The 24,246-nt window shown below is 37.9% G+C and carries 24 protein-coding genes (1 of these 24 cut by a window edge); 6 read left to right on the top strand and 18 right to left on the bottom strand.

The window, feature by feature from the left end:
- The first annotated feature begins 145 nt into the window (after positions 1-145).
- Positions 146-1,504, top strand: a complete 1,359-nt coding sequence (locus tag A5888_RS21350) for an Nramp family divalent metal transporter (RefSeq protein WP_086347242.1) — start codon at positions 146-148, stop codon at positions 1,502-1,504.
- An 85-nt stretch (positions 1,505-1,589) separates the two neighbouring features.
- Here the strand turns inward: A5888_RS21350 and A5888_RS21345 are convergent, their stop codons facing one another.
- The gene (locus A5888_RS21345; RefSeq protein ID WP_086347241.1) at positions 1,590-2,603 is read right to left on the bottom strand and encodes an oxidoreductase; all 1,014 of its coding nucleotides are present in this window, start codon (positions 2,601-2,603) and stop codon (positions 1,590-1,592) included.
- A gap of 208 nt (positions 2,604-2,811) precedes the next feature.
- Here A5888_RS21345 and A5888_RS21340 point away from each other — a divergent pair, with 208 nt between their 5' ends.
- Complete coding sequence (locus A5888_RS21340) at positions 2,812-3,675, top strand: MurR/RpiR family transcriptional regulator (RefSeq protein ID WP_086347240.1); 864 nt, start codon at positions 2,812-2,814, stop codon at positions 3,673-3,675.
- 124 nt (positions 3,676-3,799) lie between these two features.
- Here A5888_RS21340 and A5888_RS21335 read toward each other — a convergent pair whose 3' ends face one another.
- From A5888_RS21335 to A5888_RS21310, 6 genes are all read right to left on the bottom strand, one after another.
- Positions 3,800-4,453, bottom strand: a complete 654-nt coding sequence (locus tag A5888_RS21335; RefSeq protein WP_086347239.1) for a PepSY domain-containing protein — start codon at positions 4,451-4,453, stop codon at positions 3,800-3,802.
- Positions 4,454-4,593: 140 nt separating this feature from the next.
- On the bottom strand, positions 4,594-5,961 hold the full coding sequence (locus A5888_RS21330; protein WP_086347238.1) for a sensor histidine kinase: 1,368 nt from the start codon (positions 5,959-5,961) through the stop codon (positions 4,594-4,596).
- Entirely contained in the window at positions 5,948-6,658 is a 711-nt protein-coding gene (locus tag A5888_RS21325; RefSeq protein ID WP_086347237.1) for a response regulator transcription factor, read from the bottom strand. The genes A5888_RS21330 and A5888_RS21325 overlap by 14 nt, the downstream gene beginning before the upstream one ends.
- A 175-nt stretch (positions 6,659-6,833) precedes the next feature.
- Positions 6,834-7,163: a carboxymuconolactone decarboxylase family protein gene (locus A5888_RS21320; protein ID WP_086347236.1), complete on the bottom strand. Its 330-nt coding sequence runs from the start codon at positions 7,161-7,163 to the stop codon at positions 6,834-6,836.
- 57 nt (positions 7,164-7,220) lie between these two features.
- On the bottom strand, positions 7,221-7,643 hold the full coding sequence (locus A5888_RS21315; RefSeq protein WP_086347235.1) for a cupin domain-containing protein: 423 nt from the start codon (positions 7,641-7,643) through the stop codon (positions 7,221-7,223).
- A gap of 208 nt (positions 7,644-7,851) precedes the next feature.
- Positions 7,852-8,736: a LysR family transcriptional regulator gene (locus tag A5888_RS21310; protein WP_086347234.1), complete on the bottom strand. Its 885-nt coding sequence runs from the start codon at positions 8,734-8,736 to the stop codon at positions 7,852-7,854.
- Between the two features lie 246 nt (positions 8,737-8,982).
- Between A5888_RS21310 and A5888_RS21305 the strand changes: the two genes are divergently transcribed.
- Complete coding sequence (locus A5888_RS21305; RefSeq protein WP_086347233.1) at positions 8,983-9,861, top strand: P1 family peptidase; 879 nt, start codon at positions 8,983-8,985, stop codon at positions 9,859-9,861.
- A gap of 138 nt (positions 9,862-9,999) precedes the next feature.
- Here the strand turns inward: A5888_RS21305 and A5888_RS21300 are convergent, their stop codons facing one another.
- From A5888_RS21300 to A5888_RS21290, 3 genes are all read right to left on the bottom strand, one after another.
- A complete protein-coding gene (locus A5888_RS21300; protein WP_086347232.1) occupies positions 10,000-10,476 on the bottom strand; it encodes a GyrI-like domain-containing protein in 477 nt (158 codons plus the stop codon).
- Between the two features lie 248 nt (positions 10,477-10,724).
- The gene (locus tag A5888_RS21295; RefSeq protein ID WP_086347231.1) at positions 10,725-11,510 is read right to left on the bottom strand and encodes a class I SAM-dependent methyltransferase; all 786 of its coding nucleotides are present in this window, start codon (positions 11,508-11,510) and stop codon (positions 10,725-10,727) included.
- Positions 11,511-11,535: 25 nt separating this feature from the next.
- On the bottom strand, positions 11,536-12,132 hold the full coding sequence (locus A5888_RS21290) for a DUF1349 domain-containing protein (RefSeq protein ID WP_086347230.1): 597 nt from the start codon (positions 12,130-12,132) through the stop codon (positions 11,536-11,538).
- Between the two features lie 929 nt (positions 12,133-13,061).
- Between A5888_RS21290 and istA the strand changes: the two genes are divergently transcribed.
- Both istA and istB read left to right on the top strand, forming a co-directional pair.
- The gene (gene istA, locus A5888_RS21285; protein ID WP_086348506.1) at positions 13,062-14,516 is read left to right on the top strand and encodes an IS21 family transposase; all 1,455 of its coding nucleotides are present in this window, start codon (positions 13,062-13,064) and stop codon (positions 14,514-14,516) included.
- Positions 14,513-15,244 carry an IS21-like element helper ATPase IstB gene (gene istB / locus A5888_RS21280; protein WP_086347227.1) on the top strand — a complete coding sequence of 244 codons (732 nt, stop codon included), beginning with the start codon at positions 14,513-14,515 and terminating at the stop codon, positions 15,242-15,244. The genes istA and istB overlap by 4 nt, the downstream gene beginning before the upstream one ends.
- Positions 15,245-15,282: 38 nt before the next feature.
- Here istB and A5888_RS21275 read toward each other — a convergent pair whose 3' ends face one another.
- The gene (locus A5888_RS21275) at positions 15,283-15,669 is read right to left on the bottom strand and encodes a DUF3788 family protein (protein ID WP_086347226.1); all 387 of its coding nucleotides are present in this window, start codon (positions 15,667-15,669) and stop codon (positions 15,283-15,285) included.
- A 47-nt stretch (positions 15,670-15,716) separates the two neighbouring features.
- Positions 15,717-16,796: a hypothetical protein gene (locus A5888_RS21270; protein WP_139843785.1), complete on the bottom strand. Its 1,080-nt coding sequence runs from the start codon at positions 16,794-16,796 to the stop codon at positions 15,717-15,719.
- Between the two features lie 109 nt (positions 16,797-16,905).
- Between A5888_RS21270 and A5888_RS21265 the strand changes: the two genes are divergently transcribed.
- Positions 16,906-17,739 (top strand): helix-turn-helix domain-containing protein, encoded by an 834-nt coding sequence (locus tag A5888_RS21265; protein ID WP_170924661.1) that lies wholly within the window; start codon positions 16,906-16,908, stop codon positions 17,737-17,739.
- A gap of 312 nt (positions 17,740-18,051) precedes the next feature.
- Here the strand turns inward: A5888_RS21265 and A5888_RS21260 are convergent, their stop codons facing one another.
- The 6 genes from A5888_RS21260 to A5888_RS21235 form a co-directional block, all read right to left on the bottom strand.
- Positions 18,052-18,255 (bottom strand): hypothetical protein, encoded by a 204-nt coding sequence (locus A5888_RS21260; RefSeq protein WP_086347223.1) that lies wholly within the window; start codon positions 18,253-18,255, stop codon positions 18,052-18,054.
- 77 nt (positions 18,256-18,332) lie between these two features.
- Positions 18,333-20,918 carry a LuxR C-terminal-related transcriptional regulator gene (locus tag A5888_RS21530; RefSeq protein WP_422389728.1) on the bottom strand — a complete coding sequence of 862 codons (2,586 nt, stop codon included), beginning with the start codon at positions 20,916-20,918 and terminating at the stop codon, positions 18,333-18,335.
- Between the two features lie 46 nt (positions 20,919-20,964).
- Positions 20,965-21,930: an ABC transporter permease gene (locus tag A5888_RS21250; protein ID WP_086347220.1), complete on the bottom strand. Its 966-nt coding sequence runs from the start codon at positions 21,928-21,930 to the stop codon at positions 20,965-20,967.
- Positions 21,927-22,670: an ABC transporter permease gene (locus A5888_RS21245; RefSeq protein WP_086347219.1), complete on the bottom strand. Its 744-nt coding sequence runs from the start codon at positions 22,668-22,670 to the stop codon at positions 21,927-21,929. The genes A5888_RS21250 and A5888_RS21245 overlap by 4 nt, the downstream gene beginning before the upstream one ends.
- Before the next feature lie 4 nt (positions 22,671-22,674).
- The gene (locus A5888_RS21240; protein WP_086347218.1) at positions 22,675-23,613 is read right to left on the bottom strand and encodes an ABC transporter ATP-binding protein; all 939 of its coding nucleotides are present in this window, start codon (positions 23,611-23,613) and stop codon (positions 22,675-22,677) included.
- Between the two features lie 326 nt (positions 23,614-23,939).
- A protein-coding gene (locus tag A5888_RS21235; protein WP_086347217.1) for a VOC family protein crosses the window boundary here: on the bottom strand, positions 23,940-24,246 show its 3' portion. It continues 125 nt past the right edge of the window; 307 of the gene's 432 nt are visible here — the last part of the coding sequence; its start codon lies off the right edge, out of view; it ends in the stop codon at positions 23,940-23,942.

Here is a 24,246-nt window from a genome sequence, read left to right as displayed (position 1 = left end):
GGTCAAGTGTTAGGATAAAAATATTCATTCTTATATTGAGGTAAATTCCCTCAGTCGATCAGTTGCTTTTACTTGAAATTTCAGATTTTAAGGACTATCATTTAAATGAATTTAGGCTATCCTAAAAAAGAGAGAAGGATAATTTATGGAAAATGGAACAGAAAAAGAAAAAAGTAAATTCCTTACATCCGTCAACGGACCTAGTCTGTCTGAAATAAATAATACTGTAGCTATTCCAGCCTCAAATAGCTTTTGGAAAAATCTTCTGGCCTTTTCTGGCCCCGGAGCATTGGTCGCTGTCGGCTATATGGACCCGGGAAACTGGGTAACGTCAATCAGTGGTGGTGCTAAATACGGGTATCTCTTACTATCTGTTATTCTCGTGTCTAGTCTGATTGCTATGCTGCTGCAATACATGGCAGCAAAGCTCGGTATTGTCACTCACATGGATTTGGCACAGGCAACACGAATTCACACAGGAAAAAAACTTGGTATTACTCTTTGGATCATTACTGAGTTAGCAATTATGGCAACAGATATTGCTGAAGTCATTGGTGGCGCTATTGCACTGAATCTCCTTTTTGGAATGCCACTAATTGTAGGGGTTATTCTAACTGTCTTTGATGTCTTGTTGCTATTGGTTCTGATGAAGCTTGGTTTTAGAAAAATAGAAGCTATTGTCATCACATTGATTACGGTCATCATGGCTGTATTCGTATACGAGGTGGCGATTTCCCAACCAAATATCCCAGAGGTACTAAAAGGCTTTATTCCACAAAAACAAATCTTGAATCACGGCCAACTGACTATGGCGTTAGGAATCGTAGGTGCTACTGTCATGCCTCACAATTTATACTTGCATTCATCTATCTCACAGACTAGAAAATATGACCACAATGATGAAGAAACCACAGCGAAAGCTGTTCGTTTTGCAACATGGGATTCCAATATTCAATTATCAGCAGCCTTTATCATTAATTGCTTGCTTCTTATTCTTGGTAGTGCTCTGTTCTTTGGACATGGGGAAGAGCTTGGAACCTTGACCTCCCTTTATGATGCATTACAAGATTCAAGCATTGCCGGTGCAGTTGCCAGTCCTTTGTTGAGTACCTTATTCGCTGTTGCCCTACTTGCTTCCGGGCAAAATTCGACAATTACAGGAACCTTAACGGGTCAAATCGTTATGGAAGGCTTTATTCATATGAAAATACCTACCTGGGCACGTCGCGTGATTACTCGTATGCTTTCTGTTGTTCCGGTTCTATTATGTACAATCTATTTCGGCGGAAATGAAGCAGCTTTAGATAATTTGCTGATTTACTCTCAGGTCTTTCTGAGCATTGCTTTACCCATTTCAATGATTCCACTCGTTTATTTCACCAGTTCAAAAAAAATAATGGGTGAGCGCTTTAAAAATCCATTATGGGTCAGTATCTTAGGATGGGCGTGCGCAATTGTTTTGACTGGTCTGAACATTCAGTTGATTATTGAAACTCTCTTTTAAAAAGCAGCCGAAAAACTCAACGCTATACTTAGAGTTTCTCGGCTACTTTTTATTCATTCTAATAGATTTTCAGCTATGGATCATGTTAAATGTTCTTTATTCCCTCTTCAAGTATCTCCATTTGCTGAATCGTTTCTTCATCCTTAACAAGCTTTTCTTTTCCATTGATAATCGTTTCATACAATCTATCATACACACGGCTGTAATCGCCAATTTCTGATACAACCTTTTCTTCATGATAGATTCCATCATCATCCACGTAAGTCAACACACCGTAATGCTCCGGTAAATCAATACCAAAATCCTCATTATCCGGCATATAGAACATTTTCAAATGCTCCTCCTGACGATCTTTTGTCTGTTTGACAAAAATGCCCTTTTTACCGTAAACAACAAAGCTTGGACGCTCCTTTAAACGAAAATAACTGGATTTTACAGAAACTTTCATTATTCCGTAATAAAGGTCTAAATCAAAGTAATCATTCATCCTATTCTTTCCTAATAATTGACGAACATCATAATGGATCGTGTCCGGAGAACCAAAATAGGAAAGAACTTGATCGATCGTATGGCAGCCATGCCCATATAAATAGCTAGTATCTTTTGAAAACTCATGGACATTTTCCGGAACTTCTGGGCGGAAATAATCATAGTGCATCTCTACTTCAAGAATATCACCTAGTACACCACTTTCAATGACCTTTTGGACAGTCAAAAAATCAGAATCAAAACGACGATTTTGATAGCATTGAATCAACAACCCTTTTTCTTTGGCTAGTTTAAACAATTCCTTTGCTTCCTCAGCTGTTTCTGTAAATGGTTTTTCTACCAATGCATTTTTACCATGCTCCAAAATCATCTTTCCATAACGATAATGAAGATGACTGGGTGTCGAGACAACGACCAATTGGATCTCCGGATCGTTCAACACATCATCGATATTCGTTGTGTATTTCACACCTTCCAGTTTATCCCAATCACTTTCAGCTCTCCGTGAATAAATTGTCTTTACGTTAATTTTATCTTTTAATTTTGTCGAAAACGGCAGATGATAACGATTGGCACTCTTACCATTTCCTATATAGGCAATAGTCAACATTTATATCCCTCCACTTATTGGTTGCTCTTCTTATTATAGTCTAATTTTTGTTTTAATAAAAAAAATCATACCAACTAGATTATCACGTTCAATATTCCTCCAAAAATTAGTTATTCCCTGAACATGATGTTTAACTAGCGCTCAACCGCTACCTGTCGCCAGAAAATAAAAAATAAGGTAAAATAAAAACGTTGAGGAGGTAGTATCTTTGCTAATAATCGATAAGCTGAAAAATCAAGAGGCTTTTACAGAAACAGAAAAACGCATTGCTAATTATATAGTGGAAAATATCACGGATATTCCACATATTTACATTGAGGATTTAGCTAAATCCGTTTATACATCTCATTCCGCGGTCATTCGCTTATGTAAAAAAGTCGGGTACTCCGGCTTTCGTACATTTAAATTGGCGATTGCCGAGGCAGTACATCTTGAACAGCATGTGCTTGGATCTGTAAATGCAAATTTCCCATTTGGTGCTCAGGATTCGCCTATGGAAATTGCAAAAAAAATGGCTGATTTAACTATAAATACAATCAATAGGACCCACGCACAACTAAATGATGACTTACTAACAAAAGCTGCTGACTTCCTTTTAACTGCTGAACGAATATTCCTTTTCTCTACAGGGGACTCTCAAATAAGAGGTAGAAGCTTTCAAAACAAGCTGATAAAAATCGATAAGTCGGTCATTATCGCTGATGAATACCGAGATGCCGCTTGGAATACTGTTCGTTTAACAAAAAAAGACTGCGCTCTTTTTATTTCTTATGCAGGGAGAAATGCACAATATCAAAATTTCTTACGTTATTTCAAGGAAGAAAAAATTCCGACAATTCTTATTACTGGAAATGATCGATCAGGCTTAGCTAAACTGGCCACTTTGTCCATCATTGCTACTCAAGATGAATATGACTTCGTAAAGGTTGGAACCTTCTCTTCTCAAGTTGCGTTTGAATATATACTGGATACACTGTTCTCCGTAATATACGCAAAAAACTATGAAAATAATCTAATCGACCTGAAAAGAAAACAAGCAATTCTTCAAACTGGCATTCTGAAAGAAGAGTGATCACTTAAAGCATCCACTATGGTATCCTCTATTATCTTTTTCACTAGCAAACGAAAAAAGGAACAGACGACGATTGTATCGACTGCTCCTTTTTCTTTACTTTTTATTTCAATTGCTCTTCAATTTAATCATCTAATTCCGTTTCAAGAATATCTCCACTTTTAGCATCCAGCTTCACTGAAGTTTCTGAGCGACCATTGACGATCTTAACTTCCCAATAAGTCGTTGACAGCTCACGTTCAAGTGACCATTCTATTGCTTCTCCTTTGCCAACTGCCTTTAACGCGGTGTCTGCCGCCTCTTCAATCGTTAAAATACCGTCCAGTGATAAAGATTCATTCTCTCTTTCGATTCCATTACGTTCATCCGCATCAAGTTTTTCTTCTCGTTCCTTTGTAAGTTCCCCAGTCTCACCATGAATCTTCACTTCATATTCTACAGAATCGTCAACACCCTTTATTTCATAATAGTAGGTTCCAAACGAAGGATCTAAGTCCAATGAGGTAATCGAAGCATCAGGATACGTCTCTTGAAAAGCTTTGATTGCTTCCTCTGCTGAAATCTTAACACCTGCTGTGGTTGTCGTAGTACTATCTTGACTTGAGCTCTTTGTTTCTGCAGAGCTTCCTGATTGTTTACTTTCTTCTATTGTAGAAGTAGCAGTTGTTTCACTGCTCTTTTGGTTGCTGTTTTGCTGCGGCAATTCATTTTGATTGCTTGTACATCCTGTCAGAATAATCCCTGTAAGTATCAATCCTACTAATCCTGCTTTTTTCATTTGTCATTCATCCTCTCAATTTTTATCTGCAGATCTTTTTATTTATTGTCTCTGCTGTTCCGATAAACCAATCATACCAAACGGATAAAAATCAAAGACCAAATTCTTTTAAAAACAACATGAAGAAATTTTCATTTAACTTATTTGACTAATGGAAAATGGAGGATAAAACGGGTTCCTTTTGGTTTGTTGTCTTCCACACGAATCGTTCCATCATAGAGAAGCGTCAAGGTTCGAACGATAGAAAGACCAATACCTGAACCAGCTATTTTGCTGGAACGTGACTGATCCGCCCGATAAAAGCGATCAAATACCCGTTGTTTTTCAGTATCAGCTATCCCTATTCCAGTATCCGCCACTTCAAAATATACATGGGCATCCTGCTTCTTCAAACGAATAGTGATCGTTCCGTCCTTTTCTGTATACTTCACTGTATTTTCAATCAAATTTCGAACGATCTGATAGACGTGCTCCTGGTTAGCTAGAATAGACTGCCCTTCCTCTATTTCCAGATCAAGTTTCTGCGGCATCATCACTTGAAACTCTTCGATCGTCTGAACAACCAGCCGAGAAAAATCGATTTTCGTTCGCTCATTTTCAGTTCTACCCAAAGTCAACAACTGCTCCACCATAATTTCCATTCGTTTGGACTCTCTGTCAATAAATGCAATAGAAGTTGGGATGACCTCCGGATGCTGCTCCCCTCTACGATTGATCAGATTAACATGCCCTCTGATTGCTGCCAAAGGTGTTCTCAATTCATGAGACGCATCTGTCACAAATTGTTTCTCTCTTTCTAAGGATTCCTGCTGTTTTTCAAGTAGCTGATTGAACGATTTGGACACTGTTCGTACTTCTTGAGGACTTTCCGGCACAGACAATTGACCACTTTGACTATCCTCCAGACTCAACAAACTGATTTCCTGATCCATCTGTACCAATGGCTTACTGAAGTTTCGAGCAAAGCGATAGATGATTACTGAGCCCAAAATTAAAATTAGCACTGTCAATGTCCCTGTAAGTGAAATGATACCTTCCACAAGCTCAAACTTTTCGTCCATCTCAACTAATATGGCGACTTTCGCCTCTCCTTTGTCAGCCGTCATATAATAATAGGGTTCAAAATCTTCCGTCCAAAGAATGTCATTAAAAAGAAAGAACTGTCTAAATTGTGAAAAATCGGCAAACAACGCTTTGGCCTCATGCGAATAAATGACCTCTCCTGAATCAAGTGCTGTACGGACATAATATGGGGAGCTTTCTCCGGAAGTATAGGTCTCCAGAAAATCGATCCATTCTTCCTGTGATTCTGTATCTGCTTTTTGCATAGTTTCCACAAGCAAGCGACTTTGTTCCTTTGTCGAATCATATAGTTCCACAATCGTAATGCTGATGATCGAAAGACTCAATATTAAAATCGAACAGGCAAGAATAAGTATGAAACGAACCGACAAACGATAATGTGTGCTGTTCCGCCACTGAGTTTTTGACTCCTCATTTGCTTTCATAATTACTCCTTAAAGTATAGCCAGCCCCACGGACAGTTTGAATCAGACGCTTGTCAGGATCAGTATCCATCTTGTTTCTCAATGAACGAATGTAGACATCAACTACGTTCGTTTGACCGAAATAATCATACCCCCACACCACATTCAGTAACTCATCTCTGGTCAATACCTCTTCCGGTCGTTTCATCAACTCTAAAAGAAGTCCGAACTCCTTTTGAGTCAGCTGGATCGGCTCGCCAAACCGCTCTACCATCTGCTTTGGCACATCTAATGAAAGATCCTGATATTTATAGATCAACGGTTTTTCCTTCATCTGCTCCAACTGCTCTACTCTGCGCAAAATCACTCGAATTCGCGCAAGTAACTCTTCTATATCAAAGGGTTTCGTAATATAGTCATCTGCCCCTACATCCAAACCAGTGACTTTGTCTGTCAACTGATCTCTGGCAGTCATCATAATAATCGGGATCGTGCTATTTCTACGAATTCTTCTGGCAACAGTGATGCCATCGTATTCTGGGAGCATCCAATCCAGTAAAATCATCGTTAATTGTTCTTGCTGCTCGTCAAATATCTTTAGTGCTTCTGCACCATCTTTCGCATGAACCACTTGATACCCTTCAAACGTCAGCTCTTCGAAAATGAAGCTTGCCAAGCCTTCTTCATCCTCTACTAATAAAATGCGGATTTCTGCCATTATTGATCCCCTCCTGATTATTAGCCTACCCATTAAAACAAGATCGGTCAACTATTTTATGATGAAAAATTCTTCATAAATTGCATTCTCCCCAATAAAAAAGGACCCTGAATTTTCTCAGGCCCCTTCCCTCTTATTCTAATCATTGAGAGCAATGAACTAATTGTTGCTGTTATTACGCTTCATTTGATTCTCCATAAATTTCTTTCGCTAAAGTAAACGCCGTCCATGCTTTCGGCCAGCCTGCATAAAAAGCCAGATGAGTAATCAGTTCAACAATCTCCTCTTTGGTAACGCCGTTCTCTTTAGCAATATTTAAATGGGCTTCTAATTGAGGTGCACCTTGTGTCATCAGACTGGAACATGTGATCAGGCTACGATCCCTTGGTGAAAGCTCTGTTTCTCTCGACCATACTTCACCAAACAACACATCATCATTCAGCTCTGCAAATTTTGGTGCAAACTCACCTAATACATCTCTTCCTGCTGTTTGCTTCTTAGCCATTTCAATACCGCTCCCTCTTTTTATTGAAATCAATCCAATTATTTTTTGTATCCTTATCTACTTTTCCAGCTTTGCATACTCTTCATCGGTCACAGGCTCCAACCAATCTGTACCACCCGCCTGTGGGTTGGTCGTAATTGCCAGATGGACAAACCAGCTGTCCGCGGTCGCGCCGTGCCAATGCTTCACGTGAGCAGGGATAGTAACAACATCACCCGCTTTTAATTTTCTAGGCGCCTTATTCTCTTCCTGATACCAGCCTTCTCCTCCTGTCACCAAAAGAATCTGCCCTCCATCATGGCTATGCCAATTATTTCGACAGCCTGGTTCAAAGGTCACATTGCCTATCGGACAATTGAATTGTGGATCAGTTACCAGCATATTCAGGTAGCTCGTCCCAGTAAAATACGGTTTAAACTCTTCTACACTTTCCCCTAGTGGAAAAATTATACTGTCCTTTAGTTCTTCATGTTTTACCATAACTGTTTCCTCCCATTCCTTGTTTATCTTTCACGAACTTTTGGCAAAAAAACGAGATGCTATGCCTAAGCTAACTTCCTATTGCCTTCAAAAGCCTCCTTTGATATGAAAGAGTATGATACTCATCACAAAAAAGCTGTACTATGTCTTTTACACCTACATAGTACAGCAGAATATTCTATTCGTCTAATACTTACATCAATAACATTCATGCCTGAAAAGCATGAGTTAATTTCCTTATAAATTCGTGTGTTACAGGAGACAGCGTACGATTTCGTTTCCAAACAACCACACAACTTGTACTGACCTCAGGAGAAAGAGGAATGAATCGGGTGTGTTCACTTTTCAAATAAGAAGCAGCTCCCTCGATCATCAATGCAGCGCCGACTCGATTCTCCACTAATGAAATCACATTAAAAATCAAATTATACGTGCCAACAATCGTCATGTCACCGCTAGGAACGCCCGACCATTGTTCCAGCAATCGTTGAACCTCAGGTCTAGCCGAACACATTAAAGGAAGCTCTCGCAATTCTTTGGGACTGACTGCCTGTTTTTGTGCAAGCGGAAAACTCTTTTCTACTAGGATACCCCACCGTTCTTTTTCGGGAAATACTAAACATTCATACTTCTCAGTCTGAACTGGCTCTACTAAAATCCCTATGTCTAGCAAGCCCTTATCCAGCTTTTCGGAAATGTCATCCCCTGTACCGCTAAACAAATTAAAATTGACTTGAGGGTACGCCAAAAGAAACTTCTTTAAAAAATCTGCCAGTACCTTGGAATTATTTGCCTCGACACAGCCAATCGATAGCGTGCCACTAAACAGTTGTTTCTTTTGATCTTCAAAATCTTGTTCAGTTTTATCCGTCAAAGATATGATTTCCTGTGCTCGATCCTTCAAATACATCCCCGCTTCAGTCAGGATCAACCGTTTTTTTTCACGAATAAACAGCTGTACACCTAACTCCTCTTCAAGGTTCATCAATTGCCGACTCAATGTAGGTTGAGTGATATGTAGAAGGCTTGCAGCTTTAGAAATACTACCTTCCTCAGCAATTGTCCAAAAATACCTCAGTACTCTCAATTCCATACAGCTCGCCCCTTCCTTGAATCTATACTCTTACTTCTATTATACACGAAGACGACAACAAAATTATCTCTTGCCCCTTATGTTTCACTATTCACTCTTTCTTTATCCAATCAGATATTCTATCCCACAAAGAAAAATTAGGAAAAAGAAAGCAAAAGAAAGATTGCAGTTGCCTGAAATGCACGCTAAAATTCTATTTATAGCTATTTCTTGTCATACTGACAAAAATCAAGAAAGGATTTGACTATGACAAATAAATTTTTAATTGGACATGCACAGGATGAAACGAAGGGAACTGGAGTGACTGTCATCTTATCACCAGAAGGAGCAGTTGGCGGAGTATCGATTCGAGGTGCTGCACCAGGGACTCGTGAAACCGACTTATTGCGACCGATGAATAGTGTGCAAAAAGCGAACGCAATTATATTAAGTGGCGGTAGTGCCTTTGGCCTTGAAGCTAGCTGTGGCGTTATGGACTATCTTCATGAGAAAAATATCGGGTATCAAGCAGGAAAACATCGAGTGCCCATAGTTGCAGGCGCAGTATTGTTTGACTTAGACTATAAGGAGTTTGCATTCCCAGACAAAGCACTTGGCTATCAAGCCTGTCAGTCAGCAATTCCTAACAATACTTTGCATGGAAATATCGGTGCCGGAACTGGTGCAACCATCGGTAAACTATTGGGACCTTCCTCATCGTCTAAAGGCGGATTAGGTGTTTCAACGATCCGACTGGATAATGGCGTAGAAATTACTGCGGTCATTGCTGTAAATGCCTTTGGCGACATTTATAATGAAAAAAATGAATGGATTGCCGGTATTCAACACCCTGAAAAGAAAACAGCGAAGGAGCTGTTACTGGCTGGAACACACACTGATATGTCTGGTCAAAACACAACAATTGGCTGTATTCTAACAAATGCAGCTCTTACAAAAGAACAAACAAATAAGCTGGCTGATATTGCGCATGATGGCCTTGCCTTAGCAATCAATCCCGTCCATACAGCATTCGACGGTGACACTATTTTTGCATTAGCAAGTGGTGAGCTAGAAAGTAATTTCCTCGCTTTATCGACCGCTTGTGTAGAAGTAGTCAGAAGGGCGATTGTTCAAAGCGTTTCCTAAAACATTTCTAAAAAATCTATATATCCGAGTCCTTTAAAACTTGGAATAATTCTTCAAAATGAATGAAAACGCATGTCTAATTTATGGACATGCGTTTTCATTCATTTTATAGTTTCACTTTAGACATAACAAACATTTTTACGCTTTAGTTTTTACAGAAATCCAAATCTCTGCTTTGTTTTCTGAATAGCTTCCATCACCGCAAGGATACACTTCCAACTGATATTCGGTTGGTTTATATTCTGATGCAGGGAAAAACTCTGAATAAATGTATGCCCAAATATCCTTGTTTGCAGTATCCAAAACAAAACTTGAACACGTAAATTTGATCCACAGAGATGCTGGGAGATGGATCGTCATAAAACCATCGGGAATGGCGTTCCCATCAAAAGGAGTGGCAATGTAATACAAATAACTTTTTCCATCGTAGGACGAAGAATCTGCTATACCAATATACTCTTTGTCTAATGAAGTTGAATACCTCGTTAATCTTTCTAATGTACCATCTTGTTTGCATAAATCCCAAAATTTATTTGCTTGAACAATATTGATAAATTGTCGTTCTGCTTTACCTAAAAGCTGAAATGCATCCATCGATTCCACACAAAAATCCATATAATTATTCCCTCCTTGTGTAGACAATTTCATATTTCAAGCGCATGTTCTACTCCTGAAAAAATTCTATAAGTTGTTGTTACTATGTTTCGAAGTTCTCTAGTAATTTAGATATGTTTATATCATGCAACTGTAAGCCAGATGCTTCAAGAAAGTCCATGAAAAAGACTATATTAATACTGGCATATTTAGAATTACTTTTTTGCATCATTCCCTTTCATTACTTCATAAAAAAATATCTATAAATGCTACTTACAGCATACTAAAACAGCATGGCTACTGGTACCCGTACAGGATGGACTAGCGAACATATAATCCATAATCTCTGTCCAAGCTACATATTGCTCATCGCTCATTCGGTTTATATCAGTGGGACTAAATGAAAAGTCTACGCCAGCATTTCGAACGATTGACAGCCCCTTTTGCGTCACATCATGCTCCATTTCTTCCGGCATAGTAAAATAAAAGACTTCTGACAGTTTATCGTCAACTCCGTTTACGAAAACAGAATTATTCGCAGCTTCATTTGGGTAATCCGCTTTTAAGTTTTCATCAATACATGCTCGTAGATAAGCGCCAATTTTATTTATATAGGCAAACATGATTACACCACCAATTTTACAAATCCGCCTGCTCTCCATGATAACTTTTTGACGCTCATCATGCGGCAAGTGATACATAGGTCCTAAAACCAAAACAACATCATAAGAATTATCTTGTATTTCAGGTAAATGCGTTGCATCTCCTAGCGATGCACTAATATGGTGTAAATCCTGTTCGATAATTTTAGACTGAAACTGTTCTATGTGCTTGGGAACAAGGTCAATGCCATGATAATACTTACACTTATCGGATAAATAAAGACCGTAGTATCCTGTCCCACATCCCAATTCAATAACTGTTTTTTCTGAATCAATGTATTGATCAAGGAGCCGTTTAGTGTAGATAAATTCTATCTGAGCAGCTCTACTTTCAAAGGCTCTTTGATCTTCATCAAAGCTAGAATAGTTTGAAATGATCGGATTATTATTCATCTCTTCCTCCCCCTCATAAGTTCAATTACTCAATTGAGTGACTTGGCCACTGACAAGGTGTGACAGCCATTTCTGTAAACACCGCTTCAAATGAAGACGCTTCAGGACTACAAGCGTAAATGCCAAAACGAATATTGTTTTCCGCACTACTCAGGTGGCAAATGCGCATCTGCTTGTATTCGATTCCATCTACTGAACTCTCGATAAGAAAGTCAGCCTTCCTACGGCTCAAGCGGTAATATAAAACCTTTATGTCAACCGAAACATCTGTCGTTGCCCAGTCAGAATAACCGCTATTCGTAACCACACTGCCAAGCCGCTGATAGCTTTCATTTTCATACTCAACAGAAGCCTTTAACCAATTTTCACTGTTTTGATAGACCACAATCCCGCATTGATCAAACCTATGTTGACTGTCAAAAGCAGTTTTGACAGAAAAGGAAAAAAACTCTTCATCTGTTTCCAAGTACAGAATAGGTGCATTATCATTTTGAAAACCATAATAAGTTTGTTGCCATAAATCAGTATACGGCTCCGTAGTGATTGCTATTTTTTCTGGTTGTACAACCATCGTTTTAGGCTCTCTAATCCATGCCAGTTTATTTGTATCAAATGTAAACATTCTATTCACCATCCTTTTTTAACATAGACATACCAATACTACTAGGGACGTATCCTCTATTACTTATCCTCCAACACATCTTTATTAGAATTGTGGAACTGACTGATAAACAGCGTCCCAGTTTAATCACCCTCTTCACTTTTAGGATGTACGCTAAAAAGTGTACAACATATATCAGAATTTTTAGCATCATAAGGATAGAACTCACTGCGCACCTGTCCTTGAACAAATCCACAGTCATCAACTACTTTCGCAAATCGGCTAATGTTATGAGCTGCTGGTGGAAAATCACTAGTTTGTCCGTGGGCCAATAACTGAGAAGGTATATCCCAGTATTCAAGCCCTGATGGGGCTGGTGTACCTACAGGACACAGGACAAATAGAACCGATCATATACGTGTAAGTCCCTGTAAGCATGCTCACCAAACCACGCTACGGTAGTGGGAATCACCTGTGGTAAAGCCTCGATACTCTTGTAATAGCGAGCGAAATACTCCTACCAAAAAAGAGGAATGGATGTAACTGGGTCCATTGATATGTCGTAAAGATTTTCCAATTAAACGCACTTCAGGTAATGAAAAAAAACGCAGACGGTTCTCGAAAGGAAATAGTTTAGTGATTGACTGAATCTCCATAAGTCCCCTCCAATAATTGTTTATTTCCTGACGATTGTACAAAAATCCACTATCCACCTTAACCCACTAAATATCATGTTGGATACCTCAAAGTATTCTTATTCCTTCCGGCCTTTAAGTATCGATAAACTTATTTTTGCACAGAGTATTTTTTTCACATCAGTAAGATGTGTTTATGCTAGTTTAAAAAGGGGCCACTTTTCATAGAAACGATGGTTGAAAAAGGGACCACTACTAACTCACAATAAGTAAAGAATCAATTTACTTATTGGAGGTCTTGGAGTGATAACTTTTATGGATAAATTAACAATCATTCGTCTGCTGGAAGGTGGCCGTTCTCAACGTTCTGTTGCGAAAGAACTGGGTCTCAATCGAAAAACTGTTGGTCGTTACTGGCGGCAGTATCAAGCAGCACAACGATCATTGGAACAAGATCCTGCCAATCCGATAAAAAAAGAGCAGTTAACGGCTCCACCAACTTATCAAACAGAGAATAGGCAACCTAGAAAATATACACCTGAAATCGACCAACGGGTCGAAGAAATTCTCGCATTTGATCAATTAAAAGCCAAACAGCTTGGTCCTCATAAACAACGATTGACCACTGTAGCGATTCACGAAATGTTGGTATCAGAAGGGTTTGATATTGGACAGAGTACATTACGTCCATATATTCGAGAAAAACTTCAAGCAAAAAAAGAGGCGTATATCAAGCAGCTTTACCCATTGGGTTATCGAACCGAGTTTGATTTTGGTGAAGTAAAATGTCTGATCAACCAACAAAAGAGAACATTGACGATCGCGGTATTCTCTTGCCCAGCTTCTGGTTACCGCTGGGGAAAGCTCTATGAATCTGCCAACCAACAGGTTTTCTTGGATGCCCATATTTGTTTCTTTGAACAGCTTCAGGGTGTTTACTCTACGGTTGTTTATGACAATATGCGAAACGTAGTGAAACGCTTTGTCGGCCGACATGAGAAGGAACTCAATGACGAGTTAGTGAAAATGGCTCTTTATTATCGCTTTGAGCCAGTGGTGACCAATCCCTTCAGCGGCCATGAAAAGGGACACGTAGAGAAAAGTGTGCAGGTTTTACGCCGAAAAGCGTTCACAAAACAGTATGAGTTTGAATCGATTGGACATGCCCAAAAACATTTAGATCAAGCTATACTTGAATTAAACTTAGACTCGACGATCGCTGTGGAACAGGCACAATTACAGCCGCTCCGAGGATTTTATGACTACGGTATCACTACAAAGCAAACCGTAGATAAATATAGTTTTGTCCATGTGAATGGCAACTACTATTCCGTTCCAGATTATCTGGTTGGTCAGAAAGTCATCGTGAAACGTTATCTCAATGAACTGAAAATTGTCGGTTCCAGCCAGATTATCGCGACACACCTTATTCAGAAGGGAGAAAAGCAATACTCGATCGATATTCGTCATTATTTAACGACTTTTTTACGGAAGCCTAAGTCATTGGAACACTCGCTTGTTTTGAAGAAGACACCTAAGTTGCGGCATTGTTTTCTTCAGTATTATCAAAAGACCCCGCGTAGATTTCTTCAATTTATTGAAAATCATTTAAGTATCTCTTTGGATCAATTGATCATCCAGTTAGAAGAAGAAGCGTTGAAAGACCATAAGGTCTCTAAAACACCACCTAGTCGAGCGGTAAATGAAGCGAGAAACCAACTGCAGGAATATAATCTGATCCACCAAGTGAGAAAGGCGGCCAATAAATGATCGAAGCATATGCCAAGCAATTAAAATTACCTTATCTGAAGAAAAACTATTCCACTTTACTCCAGCAAGCGATCGACCTGGATCAAAATTTTGAGGAGTTTCTTACACAGCTGCTTACGTTAGAGATTGAACAGCGGCAAAACAATCGGATTCAAACACTGATTCGTCAATCAAAATTGCCAAGTAAAGTGACGTTCGATGACTACATGGACAGTCATTTAGAAGTGAAAATGAAGAAACAAATCAAAGAGTTGAAAACATTACGATTCATCGATCAAAAAGAGAATCTTATTTTAATGGGCAATCCTGGCGTTGGGAAAACCCATTTAGCAACTGTTCTCGGAATGGAAGCCTGTCTTTCCGGAAAAAGTGTCCTCTTTACGAATATCCCTAACTTGGTCATCGAACTAAAAGAATCCATGAGTGCGAACCAGTTGAATTTTTATAAGCGCCGGTTTGGCAAATACGACTTAGTTATTCTAGATGAATTAGGTTATGTGTCATTTGATCAAATAGGAAGCGAGATTCTCTTTAATCTTCTCTCGAATCGAACGACTGCCGGCTCGATGATCATCACGACGAACCTGTCCTTCGATCGCTGGGAAGAAACCTTTAAAGATCCAATGCTTACAGCAGCAATGGTGGACCGTTTGGCCCATCGGGCTCATGTGTTGGATCTCAGTGGTCCATCTTTTCGTGTAGAAGATACAAAGAAATGGCTAAACTAATTTTTGGCCCCTTTTTGAATCATCCAGTGGCCCCTTTTTCAGTTGCGTTTAACAAGATGCTCTTGCGACAATACCCTGTAGGTCAACCAGCCGCCTTCACCACAAGGATACTTTGCATCACATATTTCCTTAGCATAATCTGAAAGATCGGTATAAATAGTATTCAGACAATCGTTACTCACACGAAAATGTACAGCAAATGCACCATTCTCTGCAAATACATCACAAATATGCCTATTCTTCAAACTATACTTTGTACTCCAGCCATAATTGTTTCCATATGGAAAACGTATTTGCCGTTCTGCTGAGAACTCCTTTTGTAAATAATCATCCAATACTAGCCATAAATCACTACAAGCTCCGCTATACTTAAGTAAGTCAGTAAATGTTGGAGAAAGTGCTTTTTCCAATAATCTTTCATACATAAGCTATACTCTCCTTAAAGATATTATTTGTAGTCAGTTGAATCGTATCATTTCAATACCTCAACTATACAATCGGCTATTATCTTGTCCAATGCACGACATTTATGAAGCGTTTCACCTATTTTTTTTCGCACTAACCGATCATACAACGCGTTGTTTCCCTTTTCAGTTTCATTGATAATTGAATGAACAGACCACATTAAGCTGTGAATTTCATTACCTGCATCTACAGCCGGTAGAAGTTTATCCGTATCAAGCATATAGCCAACCCTTTTTAGGAATTCAGCACCATACATACGGCGTTCGGCCAAATCAAAAATTTCAGGATATATATAAGGAAAACCATTTATAGTTGGCGCCCAAAAGCTATCATCTTTTAAAACTTCAATCCAGTTATCATAGTAATTGATATCTAAACCGTAAGATGCATTACGGGCCCCGCGTAAAAATCGTTCATTTCGCTCAAGAGCCCGTCGACAAATAGTGACTAACTGTTCATTTGAAGGACGTGTAGATTTCCCTTTAACAAGTACAGCAGCGCCAATATCTTGATACCATTTTGTAATATACTGACAATCTTGGGGTGAAAAACATTTATTGGGAATATCATTTCCAGTTGAAAACGTCCATCCAATCAATGTCTCTCCAGCTTCTTCATAACCTATAGCCAAAATTACCCTATCCATTCTCCTATCTCCCACAAGCAACACAGGAAAGCCAGCACACAGGTTCTTCAAAATAAGTTTCTTTATCTCAGTATCGTCCGTATATACACCATCGATCCCATTAACAGTTTTTGTGGCATATAATTCACAAGATAACCCAATCGCTGAAAAACAATCTCTCACTGGCATTGCACCGTCTGACATAGAGAAGCTGAAGTACTCTGCCGTGTCAAACATAAATCGAAATGCCTCACCGGAAATCCCCATATGCAGGTTGTGATCGTGATCCATTCGCCACATTCTTCCATGAGCATCGATCAAACTCGTATCATGTGTTAATCCCATTAATACGCCTAGTGACATCATAGCTGCTGGAAAAGCATTTCTATGAGGAACAAGCGGAGCCTGCGAACGGTCTACTGAGCCATTAAAAAAGATACTATTATTTACAGGATAACTCATCATCATTCCTCGACCTTTCCACCAAGACTTATCTATCTTTCTTAAAAATATGATACAATTTTAACAGAAATAAAAACAAAAAAATGAATCCAGATTGCGGGGTATTTCATTGTCCATAGTCAGCCAAATCAATAAGACATTTGAATATATAGAAGAAAACCTACAAAATCCTATTTCGCTCGAACAGTTATCCTTAACTACCAATTTAAGCGTTTTTCAGTTGATTCGCTTATTTGACCGCTTTATAGGTATGACACCTAAAGCCTATATTCGCGCACGCAGATTAGCGAGCAATCTGCCTCAGTTGTTGGCAGGGGAGAGTATCCTTTCAGTAGCATTAGATTGCGGCTTTCAATATGAACAGTCTTATATTCGTGCTTTCAAGGATTGCTATGGCATTACTCCCGCACGCTTTCGTAAACATGGTGTCAGCATAGAGATTGTTGAAGTTCCAACCTTAGAGCGTTTTACTGTTTCAGCAGACGGAATGGTTGGCGAAGCAAAACTGTTGGTTCGTCCGGCGTTTACCCTATCTGGTGAGTTAAAATGCTACCATACCCTTGAAAATTTATTATTTGGCAAAAGTTTACTGGAAGGCATTGAGGGTTGTACATCTACAACATACACAGCTGCATGTAGAAATTTATCGCCGGGGGAATTTAGCCAGCACTATCTTGTACAGAAGAAAGCGAATAACTGCACTCTTGTTGATTGGCAGTTTGCAAGTGGTCAGTGGGCCAACTTTGAATACATTGGTTTACATCCTTTGAATGATTCAGGTGTAACTCGTATTAGAATTTTGATGTCACAGGTTATTGGTAATTGGTTTACAGATAATGGCATCTATTGGGATGGACATTTTATTGAGTCGGTGAATTTAGATAAATGCTCCGATAATTATTGCGAAATTACATTCTCCTGTTGCACTCACACATTCTCATAAACGTTAATTACTGAACCATCTTTATCACAATCTATTCCCTACAAGAATTCATCGAGTATTCCTGTGGAGGATAGATTACTTGATTTTCAGAGTAGTTATTGCCTATTCTATTGGTATGTATCAGGTATTCAAGAATATTATTTTCTCGAAAAACAGCATTAATTCCTACTAATAAGCATACTATGTGTCATAGGTGCCTGCTATTCATCCCCGGGTAAAGATTCTATTTATAATTAGTTGATAATGTTCTTCACTTATTGCCTATTTCTCTTTTAAGAGATTCCCTTGATCCTTATTTGAGAATAAATTGGCTTATATTTTTTTAAAGTTTATCCTTCTCTCTTTCATTGAAATTTTACCAACTTCATAGCCATAATTCTTCGCTTCTTTTTTATACGTCAGGAAAGAATGATCGATTGGGAACCTTAAAATAGCTTCTATCTCTTGAAAACTTAAATATAAATTTTTTCTTCCATCAGCTTCTAATGCTTTCCATAAATCTCCATACTTGCTCATTGTTTGTTCCTCCTTTGGTCTATTCTTGCTCCACTCTAATTTGAAGCCCTTTATCCAAATAATCTGAATAGAGCTACTTATAAAATTGTGAGTTCTCGCGCTTTTTCAACTGCTAAAATTCGTGAATTTACTTCTAACTTCCGATAGATATTCAACACATGTGTCTTTACCGTTGCTAATGAAATGAAAAGTGTTTCCCCGATTTCTTTGTTGCTTCTGCCATTAGCGATTTCTCTAAGCACATCTAATTCTCGCTCAGTTAAAAGTTCACTATTACTATTCTTTAAGCATATCTTTAAAACCTGCTTATGAAATTTTTGTTCTTTTGCTCCCAAATCAGCAGTTATAATCTCTGAATATTTCTCAAAGAGTTGAGAAAGCTCTTCTTTATAATAATAGAAAATACCCAATACTTCATTTGTTGCTGCATAATAGAGACTTTCGTGATACAGATTTTTTAAAGTACGTGGGTTGCCATTCCCCCAATGGCAAAAAAGTTTGATTTTTAGTAAACTAGCATCAATTATTTTAAAATATATTTTGTGTTCTCTACTTTCTGCCAAAATTTCGTCCACCATAGAAAGCGTCTCCTCGTAATTCTTTTTATCTAATAAAATCATGGCATAAAACAATCGATTGCTGAGATTTTGGTAGTCAGGATACTGATGAAATTGAACAAGAAAATTATCTTTTTCTACCTCAGTCAATTGCTGATACTTTAAGCTATATCTCAAAATACCAGCTTTGGTCAATGGTCCAATTGAACTTGAAGATGAGTTCTGTTCTAACTGTTTCACGGCAGCATAGGCTAACTCAATTTCATCTGATAAATACAAGTATTCAGCATAATTATAATAATAAGAAGGATTATTGAGATGCTGATTGTTGTCTTTGATTGCTGTTAACATTTGTTTTGCTTCTAGTAATTTGAATTGTTTTAGATAAACACCTGTAATCGTCATATAAAAGGTCAACAGGTAGCCTTGCCTCATTTCAGAGCTTATCTTAAGCGACTCCAATGTATGATTTGCTTCTTCCATCATTTGAATGCTCTTGTTTAATTCCCCAAGTTCCTCAAAATTCTGAGCAAGTAGTGTTCGTCCAAAAAATTGCAGAAACGGATTATTCCAATTTTTATTCAGTTTCAAAGCAGCCAAGGCAAACTCAGCAGCTGCATGAAAATCATCTTGATAAAAATAAAAAAGAGCATTTTTCAATAAAATAAATGCTTTAGAAGAATCATTCAATTTCAACTTTTGAATTTCTTCTAAATGAGTGATCTTTTGATGAAATGGTGAAAAGGTATCATCGAAAAGCAGGCGAACCCCCTCGAGAGCTTGAACTTCTTCAGATCGTGGATATTTTTCACCTAATTCATCAAGAAGAAGTAAACAACTTTTATAGTCCAAATTTGAGTAATGATAAAAGAGTTTTTGGTAAGAAAAATCTATATTACTTATAGCTATTTCTATGGGTATTTTTTCAATGAAATAGAGCGTTCGAAGTGATTCTTGATGCTGCAAAAGTAAGTTCATCAACTGCTCATAATCCTCCAACTCTAACAACAAGGAAAAACCCTGAGACAGATCCTCTTCCTCAATATAAAAGTTTGCTGCTTTTCGCTTTAAATTTACTTGCTTTTCAATGGATAATTGCTGAAAACGTCTCACTAAATATTCTTTAAAAATCGGATGGTATTGGTACACCTGTTGCTGATTATCCATACAGGTGATCAATAGATTCTTTTGGACTAGTCTTGGTAATATTGACCTAAAATCAACCGTTATCTCCAATGCCCTCGTCAAGTTTTCTGTCGCATAAGGAAAATACGATGTTTCAATTAAGAATGACCGCTCTTCTTCTGTAAGCTGTTGAAAGATTTCCTGTGTCAAATAGTCCGATAACAATTGATTCTCCTGTTGCATGAGCTTTACCGCAGATAAATTATTCCTCAGCTTTGCCGCCGTCAACATTTGTAACCCACCTATCCACCCCTTAGCAATCTCTAGCATTTCTTCCATCTCTGTTGAAGCTAATTGTTCACCTGTCGTGCGTTGAATGAATGTTTTCGCTTCTTCATCAGATAAAACAAATGAGGATTCATCGATATAGGCTAACTCATTGTCCATCTCAAATTGACTTAAATACAGAGGTAATGTATACCTAGTCAATAAAACAACGTGGATAAAACTAGGTAATTGCTTTAAAAACTGTTCTAAGGAATGGATAACAACAGGGTCTTCTACTAAATGGATATCATCCAAAATCAAAAAAAGCTCTTCATTTGTCTCTTCAATTAAACTATTTACAAAATAAGTGATCAGACTCTCTATCGTTTCTCTATTACAAGTAGTTTGAAAAAAAGCCAAAAACTCTTGTTTTATACTACCTAATTTGTCTTGAAAAGCTTCGATTAAATAGCTCCAGAAAGCAGATAAACTATTGCAGTCTGAAGCTAAGCTAATCCATTTTACTTTTTCGGGAGATTTTTTTGCTAAAAAAGTACAAATTGCTGTCGTTTTTCCCTTACCAGCACCTGCTTCTAAAACCATGATTTTCTTTGAGCTGCCGTATTCTATTTTTTGTAATAAGTCTTTTCTCTCTATAACATCTCTTCGAATTTCTGGTAAGCGAAGTCTTATACTAGCAATGTTCTTTTCCACATTTTGCTCCCCCTTAAGAGTTTCTTTCTCTAGTATATCAGGTTAATTACTTACGGATATACTCTTTTCTCGTTTTTACTACAGCCAAAAAGAAAAACAGCACCGTGAACGCCAAAAGATAAAACAATTCAAAAGAGACTCCTCTCAAGTTGCTGCCTGATTCAATTGCTTCAACGATTTTCAAATAGTTTTTTTGTGGCAACCATTTGATTAGTCCATCTATCCAACGATTCCCTCCTTCAAAAGAAAAGAAGCTTCCTGATAAAATCGTTGTAAGCATGATTAGCATCGAACCGACCATATTTGCTTGATCCCCATTTGAAATGAATGCAGCGATAAACAGAGAATACGCTGTGCCAAATAATGAAATCAAACAAAGTAAAAACAAGTACTGCAAAAATGAGAAACCAATCGAAACACCAACGATCGTGTTCACTGCAGCTAGTATTATTAATGCCGGACACACTAGTAATCCAAAAGTGACCAGACTATACGAAAGTAGTAACTTCCAAAAAGATAAAGGCGCAGCAACAATCCGTTCCATGATTCGTTTTTCTTTGTCTTCACTGAAAATATACATATTTACAACTGCTGACATCAATAAAAACATTAACAAAAATCCAATAATTCGACTTCCAGTTTTTGAATCACGTTGTAACAAGGAAACATCTTGAGGGTCTAGTAGAGCTTGTTTTACTTCTTCTTCAAACGCTTCATTTTTTATAGAGGATACAGTTAAATGATTTTTTTCTTTTGTTATAGCTGCATCGTACTCTCCTTTGAGCAGTTGAAGCATAGATGGCTCTTCCGTTACATGAGAAACTGTTACCCTTTGATTGGAAATCAATTCATGTTGCACATCTCCAACAATAGCAACACGTAGAGGCGCCTTTTCTTGACCACTCACATACACAGCAACTATTACAGAAACAGTCATAAGCACAAGCATCATTATCACTCTTTGACGTTTTTGAATAAGTCTTCGTCCATTATTTTTTAATAAAGCAATCATACATAGTCCTCCCCATTAAATAGAAATCCAATCAGTACTATAGTTGCTAGCGATAGGGTCAATAATAGGACTAGCATAGGGAAAAACTGAGTGGAATTCTGATCATAAATCAGCATAAGAACAGCATCTAACACTTTTGTTACGGGAGAAAAGTTACTGATAGTAACCATTGCTTTACCTAGGCTTGCTACCGGAAAGAATAAGCCTGAAAGTAAGCCCAAAAAAGCAGTTAGAATGCTCAATACTTGATTGGCTACTCCTTCACTTTTAAAAAGGCAGCACATTAACACACCCACACAGCTAAAGAGAAAATCTAATGCTAAAATCAATACCCACACATATAGCACCATTTCCCCGCCAAAATTCACATTGAAAAACAAATAGGCTAACCCACCTGAAAAGGTAAAGAAAATACCAGTGAAAAGAAACGTAGCGATTATTTTGGCTATAGGAATAAACAAAGATGGGATAGGAGAAAAAATGATTCGCAAATTGGGTTGTTTGATTCGCTCCTCAAGAAAACTATTGGCTGAATAGGTCCCAGCGTAAAGCGAGCTAAATACTAACATCGTAATACCATAATAATCATAGCTAGAAACGCTCGACCCATAAAGCCCTTCCGTAAGTATACCTAAGATAGTAGCGAATAAAAAAGGAAAGGCAATACATAAAATGACCCACATGGGATTGAGAAACAAATTAAGCGTATCTCTTTTTAGTATACTCATAAAACGATACATGTCCTCACCTCACATCTCTCAAAGAACGACCAGTCAAATCAAGAAATACTGTTTCCAAGTTGTCTGCTTCGATCATCACATTTTGGATTTTCTGATCTTGTTGTATAAGTTTAGTAATCACAGCATCTAAATTCTCAACACCCTTAATTACAGTTATCACTAATTCTTTCTCCTCGCATCGAATCTTCGTTATTCCTTCAACTTGATAGAGTTCGCTCAGAGATAGCGTTGAACTGTCGGCAAGTTGAATGGTAATTTCCTTTTCTTCCTTTCGATCTTTTAGGCTCTCCTTCGTCCCTTCTGCGATGATTTTACCGTGATCCATAATGATAATACGAGTAGAGATTTCTTCAACCTCTTCCATATAATGCGTGGTATATAAAATAGTCATTCCCTGTTGCCGCATCTTCTGTATAGCTTCTAAAATGTGGTTACGCGATTGAGGATCTATACCGACAGTTGGTTCATCCATGATTAAAAGTTCCGGTTCATGAGCAATGGCACAAGCAATATTCAAGCGACGTTTCATGCCTCCAGAAAAAGTTGCTACCTTTTCTTTACGATGTCCTATTAAGCCTACTGATTTTAAGGCAAAATCAACTCCTTCTTTTAAACGTTGTCCTTTTAGCCCGTATAAAGAAGCAAAGAATTGAATATTATTTTCTGCAGATAGATCTTCATAAAGAGCTAATTCCTGAGGTACGATTCCTAAGTGTTCTTTGTAATTTGAAAGATTTTTCTCTATTTTTTCATCATGATATAAAATTTCTCCCTGATCATAGTTTAATGCTCCACACAAAATGTTGATTGTTGTACTCTTCGCTGCCCCATTCGGGCCAAGAAGACACAAAATTTCTCCTTTTTTAATTGAAAAACTGATATCATGAATCACCTTTTTTTGATAACTTTTTTCTAAATGCTTAACTTCGATTAAGTTTGTCATAGTTCTCATCTCCTCTGCCTTAAGTATAGACAAAGGAGAATAGAAACAATATCAACCAAAAGGATGAAATTCAAACGACTCTTCATTTTTCTTCAGTCAAAATTGTTAGTCATAAATGAGGAGTCACCTTCTTCCGTAGAGAATGAAACTATTTATTCCGATAACATCTATCAGTCTAAAAATAGGGCGAGCAATGTACGTTGAATCGTTAAAAAAATACTCCTTATAGTGGACACTAAATTTTGTCTAGTGTCTACTTTATAAGGAGTATCTAAAACAATTTTTCTACTCTTGCATTGACTTCACATTCTTAGTAAATTTTCCATTTATTCTGGGTAATAAAATAGCTCAAAACGGATACCTTCCGGACTTTCAAAAAACAACGCATAATAATTAGGCGCAATCCGTTCTTTGTATTCTTTGGGTTTTCCATGAAGAATCTTTACATCTAATGCTTTTACTTTAGGGAATATTTCATCAATCTCTTCTTTGCTTTCAGCTTTAAAAGCAATGTGCTGAACAGCTCCTGGTTTTCTTGAATCGATCTTTTCATCCATAAATTCTTTCCGCGGTGAAGAAATGCCAAAATCAAATGTATCACCCAAGTATTCAATTACTTCCATATCAGCATGC

This window comes from Enterococcus sp. 9E7_DIV0242 (assembly GCF_002140975.2).
GTDB lineage: Bacteria > Bacillota > Bacilli > Lactobacillales > Enterococcaceae > Enterococcus_L > Enterococcus_L clewellii.
The sequence above is the reverse complement of the archived record's forward strand: the minus strand, read 5'-3'. Positions and strand labels throughout refer to the sequence as shown.